The 8,064-nt window shown below is 62.3% G+C and carries 7 protein-coding genes and 2 tRNA genes; 5 read left to right on the top strand and 4 right to left on the bottom strand.

The features are described 5' to 3' along the window. The first annotated feature begins 45 nt into the window (after positions 1-45). Both V5738_RS10830 and V5738_RS10825 read left to right on the top strand, forming a co-directional pair. Positions 46-885: an FkbM family methyltransferase gene (locus V5738_RS10830; protein ID WP_423820815.1), complete on the top strand. Its 840-nt coding sequence runs from the start codon at positions 46-48 to the stop codon at positions 883-885. Continuing rightward, a complete protein-coding gene (locus tag V5738_RS10825; RefSeq protein WP_423820814.1) occupies positions 882-1,310 on the top strand; it encodes a thermonuclease family protein in 429 nt (142 codons plus the stop codon). The genes V5738_RS10830 and V5738_RS10825 overlap by 4 nt, the downstream gene beginning before the upstream one ends. Before the next feature lie 63 nt (positions 1,311-1,373). On the opposite strand, the gene V5738_RS10820 is transcribed toward V5738_RS10825, so the two are convergent. Beyond that, positions 1,374-1,449: transfer RNA gene (locus V5738_RS10820), tRNA-Thr, on the bottom strand. Between the two features lie 200 nt (positions 1,450-1,649). Here V5738_RS10820 and V5738_RS10815 point away from each other — a divergent pair. The 3 genes from V5738_RS10815 (at position 1,650) to V5738_RS10805 (ending at position 4,976) form a co-directional block, all read left to right on the top strand. Next, positions 1,650-1,739: transfer RNA gene (locus tag V5738_RS10815), tRNA-Ser, on the top strand. An 85-nt stretch (positions 1,740-1,824) separates the two neighbouring features. Continuing rightward, the gene (locus tag V5738_RS10810; protein ID WP_423820813.1) at positions 1,825-2,844 is read left to right on the top strand and encodes a class I fructose-bisphosphate aldolase; all 1,020 of its coding nucleotides are present in this window, start codon (positions 1,825-1,827) and stop codon (positions 2,842-2,844) included. Positions 2,845-3,122: 278 nt separating this feature from the next. Beyond that, on the top strand, positions 3,123-4,976 hold the full coding sequence (locus V5738_RS10805) for a patatin-like phospholipase family protein (protein WP_423820812.1): 1,854 nt from the start codon (positions 3,123-3,125) through the stop codon (positions 4,974-4,976). 701 nt (positions 4,977-5,677) lie between these two features. On the opposite strand, the gene dapE is transcribed toward V5738_RS10805, so the two are convergent. Genes dapE through dapD form a run of 3 tightly spaced genes read right to left on the bottom strand, consistent with a single transcriptional unit; the run spans position 5,678 to position 8,000 of the window. Then, positions 5,678-6,826, bottom strand: coding sequence for a succinyl-diaminopimelate desuccinylase (gene dapE / locus V5738_RS10800; protein ID WP_423820811.1), 1,149 nt, complete (start codon positions 6,824-6,826; stop codon positions 5,678-5,680). Then, entirely contained in the window at positions 6,826-7,179 is a 354-nt protein-coding gene (locus tag V5738_RS10795; RefSeq protein WP_423820810.1) for an arsenate reductase family protein, read from the bottom strand. Before V5738_RS10795 ends, dapE begins: the two co-directional genes overlap by 1 nt. After that, the gene (gene dapD / locus V5738_RS10790; RefSeq protein WP_423820809.1) at positions 7,176-8,000 is read right to left on the bottom strand and encodes a 2,3,4,5-tetrahydropyridine-2,6-dicarboxylate N-succinyltransferase; all 825 of its coding nucleotides are present in this window, start codon (positions 7,998-8,000) and stop codon (positions 7,176-7,178) included. Before dapD ends, V5738_RS10795 begins: the two co-directional genes overlap by 4 nt. Positions 8,001-8,064: the final 64 nt, after the last annotated feature.

Raw genomic sequence — 8,064 nt, 5'->3', positions numbered from 1 at the left:
CGGTAGCTCGTATTCTGTCGGTGGGGTTATTCATTGGGGGACAATATGCTTCGCCGCCGACTGGCTTGGTACATGACCAAGCTGAACTACACACAGCGCATCGATCTCAACGGCCAGACGTTCCAGATACCGCATATCAACGGCCTTCAGTATTCGCCGAACGAAAGCTGGATGACCGATGTGCTTCGCGGTCTGGTTTCATATCGCGATGGCGCATTCGTCGATTGCGGGGTCAACGTAGGCCAGACGCTGCTCAAAGTGAAATCGCTACAGCCCGAGCGCCCGTATATCGGCTTCGAGCCGAACCCGGCATGCGTCTATTATTTGAACGAGCTCAAGCGTCGCAATCGGCTGTCGTACTGCGATATCGTGCCGGCCGGCATTGCTGATCGTGATGGTGTCGCGACACTCTATAGCTATGACGAATCCGGCCATGACTCAAAAGCCAGCATGCGCCACGACCGGGGAATTGATGTCGTTTCGACGCAGCACGTCGCCACGGTGTCGGCCGACACCGTAGAAAGCCTGGTCGGCGAGCAGCCGATCAGCATCATCAAGATCGATGTCGAAGGTCTCGAGCTCGATGTCACGAAATCGCTGCTGCGCCTAATCGAGCGTGAGCGGCCGCCGGTCCTAATGGAGCTGCTGCCGGTATACAGCGCGGAGAGCGAACGTAAGGCGCGCCAGGACGAAATCGAGGCACTGTTCCGATCGGTAGGCTACGCGCAATTCGAAATCATGCGTGACGAAAGCGACTCCTTTGCCGGGGTGACTGCTGTTGAAACCGCCGGCATCCGATCGGATTGGTCCAGGTGCGACTATGTATTTGCCCCGGCCGAGCAGCATAGCCAGGTCGAGACAGCTTTAGGACTCTATAACGCATGAGGCTCTGCGTTCTGGCGGCGGCCTTGTGCCTATCATTTGCCGCGAGCGCGGCCGACCGCGACTATGGCAGCGCCTCTGTAGAGCGCGTAACCAGCATCTACGACGGCGATACGTTCCGGGTCGATATCGCCGGCTGGCCGTCGCTCATCGGTTCGCGTGTGCCGATTCGATTGGCCGGCGCCGATACGCCGGAGATCCGCGCGCATTGCGCGAGAGAGAAGCGCCTCGCGCGCCAGGCCAAGCAATTCACTGTGTCGGCTCTGCGCAGCGGCCACAACATCCAGTTGCGGCATATGCGCCGTGGCAAGTATTTCCGGATCGTCGCGCAGGTCGTGATCGACGGACAGCGCCTTGCGCCGCGCTTGATCGAGGCGGGACTGGCGAATCCGTATTCGGGCGGACACAAGGCCGGATGGTGCCCATAAAAAAAACGCCAGTGCGTCAAATTTACGTCACTGGCGTTTAAGTTGCTGATTTAACAGCAGCATTGGTGCCGGGGAGAGGAATCGAACCTCCGACCTACTAATTACGAATCAGTTGCTCTACCGACTGAGCTACCCCGGCGAAAATCGCGAAGGCGCGGAGTATAAAGAAAGCACGCGGATGGGACAACGCCTGATTGCATAGTGCTCACCCATGGGAACGAAACCATCGCCAAAGGCCTGGATGCATGGCTTGCATGCCGGCATACTCGCCACGAAAATATGTTCGGTAACGGGCAGTACCTGCTCACTATCGATTCAGCCTTAGGGCCATAGAGTTTTGGAGAGGTGGCAGAGTGGTCGATTGCACCGGTCTTGAAAACCGGCAGGGGTGCAAGCCCCTCGTGGGTTCGAATCCCACCCTCTCCGCCATACGCAATGAGCGCACATCGACGGTCGGCCAAACGCCGGCCGTCGATGTATTGGCATACCAATACTGAACTGAGGATATGGCGCGATGCAGGAGCAGGTTTTAATCGATACGGCCCAGGCGATGCTGGCCCACGGTAAGGGCATTCTGGCAGCCGATGAATCCACCGGGACGGCCACCAAGCGTCTGGCGAGCATCAATGTCGAATCGACGGAGTCGAACCGACAGGCATTCCGCAACATGCTGTTCACGGCCGAGGGCATCGAACAGTTTCTGAGCGGCGTAATTCTCTACGAAGAGACGTTGTTCCAGAAAGCCGACGATGGCACGCCGTTTCCCAAGCTTTTGGCCGACCGGGGCATCATGCCGGGGATCAAGGTTGACCAGGGCGCCAAGGCGCTGGCTGGCGCCGAAGGCGAAAAAGTTACCGAAGGCCTCGATGGTCTGCGCGAACGGCTGGACGAATATCGCAAGGCGGGCGCCCGGTTCACGAAATGGCGGGCGGTTATCGATATCGGCGACGGCATGCCCTCCGACTATGCGCTGCACGTCAACGCCCATGCGCTGGCGCGCTATGCCGCGCTTTGCCAGGAAGCCGGCCTGACCCCGATCGTCGAGCCGGAAGTGATGATGGACGGCGCGCATTCGATCCAGGTTTGTGAACAGGTCACCGAGCGCACGCTCAACAAGGTATTTGCCGAGTTGAAGGCACAGAATGTCCTGCTTGAAGGTATGGTCCTCAAGCCGAACATGGTGATCTCGGGCAAGAGTTGTCCGGACCAGGCCAGCGTCGAACAGGTCGCCGAGGCGACGCTGCGTTGCTTTTATCGCTGTGTGCCGGCTGCGGTGCCGGGCATTGTGTTTCTGTCCGGCGGTCAGGATGCCGAGCTGGCCACGGCGCATTTGGACGCCATGAACCGGCGCGGCCCGCATCCGTGGACCGTGTCGTTTTCATACAGCCGTGCGCTGCAGGCCCCGGCGCTGACCACCTGGGCCGGACAGGCAGATAACGTGCCCGCCGCGCAACAGGCCTTGCTACAGCGCGCCCGTAACAACGGCGCCGCCGCACGGGGTGAATACAGCAAGGATATGGAAAGCGCAGCCTAGGGCGTGTTGAGGTTTCGTGCAGGTCCTGGTTCCAAAGGGGGGTACCCCAAATCGCGTCGGGCTGCGTGATGAGCCGTTATCGTGGCAGGCCACGATAACGGCAACGACGGCTCGTGCCTTGGCCGCCACGATTTGGGGCGGCAATGTGGCGCTCGGACGAAATACCAGCATGCTCTAGGTCCAGTCGAACAGACCGGCATGCTCGGCCCGGGGCGGTAGAACCGCCCCGGGCTTTTTTATATCTGGCCGTCGCAGCACGATCTTGCGACACTGCAGAGATGGATACCCAAGCCGTATTGCGTGCCTATCCGCTGTTTCGCGATCTCGACCGACGCGCTTTGCGTACGATCGCAGCACGGGCCGAGTGGCTGGAGATTGGCGGCGGCGAATATCTATTTCGTGCCGGTGACGATAGCAATGCGCTGTATCTGATCGTCAGCGGGCGGATCCGTGTAATCCGGCCCCGCGAGGATGGTCCATCGTTGCATATGGGCGAGCTCGGCGCCGGCGAAATGGTCGGTGAAATCTCGATCATCCGGGCTCAGAAACATTCCGCCGACGGCTTGGCGATCCGTGATACCCAACTGCTGCGTATTTCGCGGGATCAGTTCGAATCGTTGGTTGGCCGTCATCCCCAGGCGATGCTGCAGGTCACCCGCTTGATCGCCGACCGGCTCAGTGCGATGAAGCCGCTGGCCAGTCGCGACAGCGTTCGAAACGCGCGTACCTTTGCCGTGGTGCCGGCCCATCCCGGCGTCGATATGGCTGGTTTTTGTCGAGTGTTATCGGAAACCCTGGCCGGCTATGCGGCTACGCTGAGAATCGATGCACGGCGCGTGGATGAGGCGCTCGGCGAGGGCACCGCTGGTGTCGATCTCGGGGCCGGGGATTCGCATCGCACGCTGACGCGTTGGCTGACTCAGCTCGAAGAGCGCTATCGCTACCTGATCTACCAAGGCAGTGCCGAGCCCGATGCCTGGACCCGCCGGGTGCTGCGTCAGGCCGACCGCGTACTCATCGTGGCCCACGGCAGCCAGCGGCCGTTCGTCTCGCGCAATCTGGCCTGGCTCGGCGAGCAAGCATTACGAGCACCGATGGAGCTGGTTCTTCTGCATCGCCCCGATGACCAGCACAGCGCGCTGGCCTGGCGCCAAGTGGCCAGTGCTGGTTTTCATCATCGGGTCGGCTACGATTACCCGAAGGCCGATATCGGTCGGCTGGTGCGCCTGGTGTCCGGGCGCGCCAACTGTCTGGTACTCGGCGGCGGCGGCGCGCGTGGTTTTGCCCATGTCGGCCTGGTTCGGGCCATGCACGAGCAGGGCATACCGATCGATGCGGTGGGCGGCACCAGCATGGGGGCTCTGGTGGCCGGGATGATCGCTATGGGCGAGGGCGCGCCGGCGATTCTCGAGCATCTGCGCGAGACCTTTGCCTCCGGCAAATACCTCAACGATTATTCCCTGTCGCGCATCTCGCTGATCAGCGCGGAGAAGTTTCAGCGCCAACTGGGCACGATCTTCGGTGAACGTCGTATCGAGGATCTCGATATCCCATTTTATTGTCTGAGTACCAACCTGTCGCGGGGCATACCGGTCGTACACGATCAGGGGCCGCTGGCGACCTGGATCGCGGCCAGCATGGCCGTGCCCGGCATTGCGCCGCCGGCCGTACATCGCGGCGAGTTGCTGGTCGATGGCGGCCTGCTCAATGCCATTCCGTTCGACACCATGGCCGAAATGGGGCGAGGGCAGGTGATCGTGTCCGACGTCAGTAGCCAGTCGAACCTGAAAGTCGAGATGGCCGACGACGAACCGACCACGTCGCTGTTGTCGATAGGTGCCGCCGGCCGGCATCTGAATATGTTTCGGATCTTGTTCCATACCGCGACGCTGTCGAGCGATCGGGAGCGCCGCGAGATCGATGCCCGGGCCGATCTAGCACTGCATATGCCGGTCGAAAACGTCGGCATGTTCGACTGGGATGCACTCGACGACGTGGTTTACCGCGGCTACTACTACGCCGATCAAAAACTCGACGAGTGGCGGGCTGCGCGCGAACCGGTGCGGGAAAGACTTGGTCGTGCCGGCCGGGCCGGGATTGCCTCGCGGCCGAACCCGTTATCGACCGTCTAGAATTCGTCGTAACTCGATTGCTGGCACAGCCACGGTCTTGCAAGTCGCCCGATGGCGCTGTGCATGCCGTGCGGTTTGCCTGCTTTAGCGAATGACCGGACGCGAGGGCGCCTGCACGCCGCAGCATCAGATCAACCTATCCAGCATATGGCACGCCTGGATCGCGGCTGCTGCGTTTGGTGGGCGGCGTGACAGAGGCAACGCATCAGCCCCACCGGGAGGGGCGTTGACGGCGCGGCTGCAGGTGTCGTATCTCGCCTGTACGCTCATCCAACAAGCCGTTTTCGGAGGCGCTATGCGGCAATGGCGGGGCCACCATTGACGATCGCATCGGTCCGGAATGCCGATGCGCGGGTTCGAGCCATTGTATTGGAGGCGCATCGATTTTGGGTCAGCGCTACGGCCCGACTGAGCACTGGCCGGGCGCTCGGCGCAAACACGCAGCGGCGTTGCAGACAAGCGGTGTCGGCTGTGCTGTATGAGTCACGCCCGGCGTGACGATGGCGTGCAGGTCGAGCTTTGCACGCTGTAGCGTGAAATGTACACGAACGGATGGCGAGGCTGCGGGCCTTCGGCAAGCCGCGGTTTTGGCTATGCGCCACGTCCATGTGGTCGCGCTCTTCGGTCCCTATGCGAGCGCGGGTCCGTTAATCAGGCTGGCCAGCACGGCCGGCTGACCCGGCTTGTCATGGTCGGAGGCGCTAGTCGTTCGGCGTGTTGAGCAGCGTCTGCATCAGCGTTTGATAGATAGCGGCGAGCCGGTCTACATGGGCCGCTTCGATACACTCATCGATCTGGTGAATCGAGGCGTTCGACGGCCCCAGTTCGATCACCTGGGCGCCGGTCGGGGCGATGAAGCGACCGTCCGAGGTGCCGCCAGCCGTGGACAGTTCGGCGCTATAGCCGCAGTGGGCCTGTATGGCGCGCTGGGCTGCGTCGACCAGGGCGCCGCTTTCGGTAACGAACGGCTGGCCGGAAAGACGCCATTCGATTGTTGCTGGATCGATACCGTGGGTGCCGCAGTATTTGGCAGTAATGCCCCGCAGCGACTCGGCGCTTTGCAAGGGCGAAAAGCGCCAGTTGAAGCGCGCTTCGGCCGTGCCTGGAATCACATTTTCGGCGCCGGTGCCGGCGTTCAGGTTTGACACCTGAAAAGAGGTTGGCGGGAAAAACGCATCACCGTCGTCCCAGCGGTGCTGGCACAGGTCATTGAGTAGACCCACCAAACGATGCAGCGCATTGTCAGCGCGCTGCGGATAGGCGACATGGCCCTGGCGGCCCTCGACCCGAAGGGTGGCGTTGAGGCTGCCCCGCCGGCCGTTTTTGATCGTATCGGCCAGCCGGAGGCCACTGGATGGCTCGCCGACCACGCAGTAATCGATCCGTTCGTCGCGCTGGTTCAGCCAGTCGACCATGGCGCGGGTGCCGTCGATCGCCGGGCCTTCTTCGTCGCTGGTCAGAAGAAATGCCAGCCGCCCAGGGTGGCTGGGGTTTTCGGCACGAAAAGCCTCGGCAGCCGCAACCATGGCCGCCACGCTGGATTTCATATCAGCGGCGCCACGGCCATACAGCCAGCCCTCGGCGATGGCAGCGGCAAACGGCGGATACGACCATTGGTCTTCCGGGCCGGCCGGCACCACGTCGGTATGTCCAGCCAGGCATAGCAGCGGCCCGCTGTCGCCGGCGACCGCCCACAGATTGTCGACTTCACCGAAACGCACATGTTCGACACGAAAACCGGCGGCAGCCAGCCGCTCGGCGATCAACGTCTGACAGCCGGCATCGCTTGGCGTGACCGAGGCCCGTTGTATCAACTCACGAGCCAGTGCTAGGGCAGAGCGATCGGACATCAAGACGCGGTGTCGAACAGAGACTGATAGCGCGCTTCGGAAAAGCCGGCCACGGTCTCGGGGTCGGTTTCCAGAATCGGCCGCTTGATCAGCGTCGGATGCTCGGCAAGCACCGGCACCGGATCACGTTCGGCCGCGGCCCGGGCAGCGGCATCGAAATCGCGCCAGGTTTTGCTGCGTTTATTGATCAGGGCCGCATCGCCGAGCGCGGCGCGCCAGGCTTCGAGACGCTCACGCGTAATGCCGTCGGCGCGCAGGTCGATCCAGCGATAGTCGACGCCGGCGGCGTCTAGCCACCGGCGTGCCCGACGACAGGTGTCGCAGGTCTTGATGCCGTACAGCGTGGTCATCATTCGACGTTACGCAGCAGTTCGTTGACGCCGACCTTGGCGCGCGTCGACTCATCCACTTTTTTGACGATGATGGCAGCGTTGATCGAGTAGCGGCCGTTGTCGCGTGGCAGGCTGCCAGCCACGACCACCGAGCCCGCCGGCACTTCGCCATGGATGATCTGGTCGGCTTCGCGATCGTAGATCGGCGTCGAGGCACCGATGAACACGCCCATCGAGATCACCGAACCCTTGCCAACGCGCACGCCCTCGACGATTTCCGAGCGCGCGCCGATGAAGCAGCCGTCCTCGATGATAGTCGGGGCGGCCTGGAGCGGCTCGAGCACGCCGCCGAGTCCAGCGCCACCCGACAGATGCACGCCTTCACCGACCTGGGCACAGGAGCCGACCGTGGCCCAGGTATCGATCATCGAGCCCTTGCCGACGTAAGCACCGATATTCACATAGCTGGGCATCAGCACGACGTTCGGGGCGATATGCGCACCGCGCCGGACCATGGCCGGCGGCACCACGCGCGCGCCTTGCTGTTTGAAGGCGTCGTCGTCGTAGTCGGCGTATTTGGACGGCACCTTGTCGAAATACTGGGTATGGGCGCCGTCGATCGCGGTGTTGTCGCGCAGGCGAAACGACACCAGCACCGCTTTTTTGAGCCATTCGTTGACCTGCCAGCCGTCGGCGGTGGGTTCAGCCACGCGGGCTGAGCCGTCGTCGAGCATGGCCAGGGCCGATTCCACGGCCTCGACGATGGCCGGATCGGCCGACGAAGGCGACAGCTGGTCGCGGTTGTCGAAGGCGTCTTCGATGATCTGCTGTAGTTCGGCCATGGCCGCTCCGCTGGAAAGATGGAAAAAACCGAGGCGCGCGAGTTTAACGTGGAAATGCCGCCCA

This window comes from Salinisphaera sp. SPP-AMP-43 (assembly GCF_049568105.1).
Taxonomy (GTDB): Bacteria; Pseudomonadota; Gammaproteobacteria; order Nevskiales; family Salinisphaeraceae; genus Salinisphaera.
The sequence above is the reverse complement of the archived record's forward strand: the minus strand, read 5'-3'. Positions and strand labels throughout refer to the sequence as shown.